Here is a 2,462-nt window from a genome sequence, read left to right on the forward strand (position 1 = left end):
TGAATATGAATGTTCATAATTAACATATTTATTTTTCTCAATTTTATAAATTTATCTTCGAATTATACTTAATATGGAAGTCCAACATTAATTGAAGGATTTTGAGATAAGACATTTATCTTATATTCCTACTTAAAGGAGTGATTTGTGTATGACTTAAGAAGGTAATATGTATCTCTAGATGAATTAAGAAAAGACCTGGTATATGCTTTTTATCGTATTCATTAAAAAATATAATCAATATTTCTCTAAATAAGTATTCATTTAATAAATCTACTTGTGAAATTAGTGAGAAAATTAATATTTCGTATGAATGTTAGAACGGATCTGAATGAAAGGAATGATTTATATGAATAGAAGAAAGAATGGTAGATTACAAAAAACAAAGAAAGTATTTATAACCTCTGCTATTTTGACAACAACATTATTTACACCTATCGCTATAAATAGTTTGAATGTTTATGCTGAAACTGCACAAACTGCAACGCAATATGAACAGAGGGAGTTCGATCTTCCAGGTACAGGTAGTTTTTGGGGTGAAGCAAAAAGGGAAAGAAGAAATGAGCAAAAAAATTATATGCCAACAGGAATCTATGTAAAACCAAATGAACAGGTTACAATTGAAGTATCGGGAACGCAAAAGATTAGAGCGATTATTGGGACACATCAATATGATAAAGAATGGGGAAAAGAAATTGATCTTTCTCCTGGTTCTAATACTATCTCTTCTCCAAACGGCGGCGTATTAGGATTTGATAACTATCAAGATACAGGGACAGTTAAGGTGAAAGTAACACAAGGCGGTAGTCCTGTTCCATTCTTTGAATTAGGGAAGCATACGAAAGAAGACTGGATTGCCATGATGAATAAATATCCAGCTGCACATGCCGTACAATTGAAATCAGAACGAGCAGTACTTACTGTTACTCGTGATAGTGCCAATAAATATATTGTGAATCAGGATCCTGTGCCTCTATTAAAAAAATATGATGAAATGATTCGAGCGCAAGATAGGATATCGGGATTATCTGAAACAAATCCTAATCCGTTACATCGCTCAACTCGGCGCATTTGGGCATTTGTAGAAAACCCTAACGCAAAAAGTTGGGGTATGTATGCAAGTTGGGATGGAGCCGTATTTACTACTGCTGGTGAAGCAATCAAAAGTACTTTAAATGTAAATGATTTTGGATGGGGACAAATGCATGAAGCAGGACATGCAAGACAACAATACCCATGGACGTGGAATGACTTAAGAGGTATGGGTGAAGTAACTGTTAATCTATATTCTTTAGCTGCACAAAAGAAATTATTCCCAAATCAACCAACACGTTTAGAAACAGAGGGAGATTATAATAGAGCCTTTGCATATTTAAAACAAACGAATAAAGAATATAAAAATATTAACGACCTGTTTGTGAAACTTGTTATGATTTGGCAGCTTAATTTAGCATATGGCGATGACTTTTATCCAAATCTTCACAAACTATATCGAGAGTTACCAGAGAATCAACTTCCAAAAACGGACGAAGATAAAATACAAGCATTTATTTACAATACATCGAAGGTAGCAAAACAAAATTTACTTCCGTTTTTTGATAAATGGGGATTGAAAGCCACCCAAGAAACAAGACAAAAAGTAGAAGGTTTAAATAATCCAACATTAGTTGCACCTATATGGGAAGCGACGGATGCTAAACCTGTTAAACCACTTGCTGTATTGTCTAAAAAAATAATGAAGGCAAGTGCAAATAGTGAGGAATCATGGCATGATCCAGCAAGTAACGCAATTGATGACAATCCAAATACAATTTGGCATAGTCAATGGAGTACACCGAATCAATATCCATACAATTTAACGCTAGACCTCGGCAAAACACAAACTATTACCCTAATATCATGTCTTCCAAGACAAGATTGGTCAGAGAATGGTCGTATTTTAGGATACAATATTTATACAAGCATGGATGGCTCTAACTATCAAAAGGTATCGTCTGGAACATGGAAAAGTACTGGAGGAAAAGAATTTGCAATACTCGAACCTGTTTCTGCGAAATATGTAAAAATAGAAGTAACGAACGGAAAAAATGGATATGCTTCAACAGCTGAAGTAGATATCTTCGGATATTGATAGTTTGCACGTATGAATGAGCAGGTTCTGTTGCAAAGATTTATCAAATTTGGAAAGTGAAAAATAAATCTGCACGCTTATCTTGGCATTTGGATGAGACTTATATCAAAGTTAAAGGGGAATGGCGTTATCTCTATCGTGCAATTAATAAAGATGGACACACATTGGATATTCAACTTCGTAAAAAACGGGATTATCAGGCTGCCTATGCCTTCATGAAAAGGTTAGTAAAACATTTTGGAGAACCTACGGTTCTCACTACAGACAAAGCGCTGGCATTACTTTGCGCATTTAACAAATTAAGAAAACAAGGATTTTATCAAACTACCAG

Annotated in this window: 1 protein-coding gene and 1 pseudogene; both read left to right on the forward strand. The window is 34.3% G+C overall.

Going from position 1 to position 2,462, the window contains the following annotated elements:
* Nucleotides 1-349 precede the first annotated feature (349 nt).
* Nucleotides 350-2,131 (forward strand): M60 family metallopeptidase, encoded by a 1,782-nt coding sequence (locus tag HRG09_RS27905; protein WP_174104044.1) that lies wholly within the window; start codon nucleotides 350-352, stop codon nucleotides 2,129-2,131.
* Between the two features lie 38 nt (nucleotides 2,132-2,169).
* Nucleotides 2,170-2,462 (forward strand): annotated as a pseudogene (locus tag HRG09_RS27910) (DDE-type integrase/transposase/recombinase); the annotation flags it as partial.

The organism is Bacillus sp. Xin1, assembly GCF_013314535.1.
Taxonomy (GTDB): domain Bacteria; phylum Bacillota; class Bacilli; order Bacillales; family Bacillaceae_G; genus Bacillus_A.

What these genes read in the sequence shown, in the direction of transcription:
- HRG09_RS27905 (WP_174104044.1), top strand. Translation starts at nt 350, where the DNA reads ATGAATAGAAGAAAGAATGGTAGATTACAAAAAACAAAGAAAGTATTT.